Origin of the sequence: Achromobacter sp. SIMBA_011 (assembly GCF_046535435.1) — a bacterium.
Lineage (GTDB): Bacteria > Pseudomonadota > Gammaproteobacteria > Burkholderiales > Burkholderiaceae_B > Achromobacter > Achromobacter dolens.
On the sequence record NZ_JAWRWN010000605.1, the window covers coordinates 1 to 265 of the forward strand.

Below are 265 nucleotides of genomic sequence, written 5' to 3' on the forward strand. Positions count from 1 at the left end.
GCTACACGCACGCCTTGCAGATCGACGCCGACGGCCAGCACGACGCCGCCGACGTGCCGCGCTTTCTCGCCGCCGCCGCCGCGCATCCGCGCGCGGTCGTGCTCGGCCAGCCCGTCTACGACGAGAGCGTGCCGAAGGCGCGCCTCTACGGCCGCTATCTGACGCATGTGTGGGTGTGGATCGAGACGCTGTCGTTCACGATCCGCGATTCGATGTGCGGCTTCCGGCTTTATCCGCTCGATCTCGCCTGCGCGCTGATCGACAG

1 pseudogene is annotated in these 265 nt (G+C 68.7%); it reads left to right on the top strand.

Features of this window, described 5'->3' with window-relative positions:
* Positions 1–265, top strand: a pseudogene (locus tag SB816_RS32355) (glycosyltransferase family 2 protein); the annotation flags it as partial.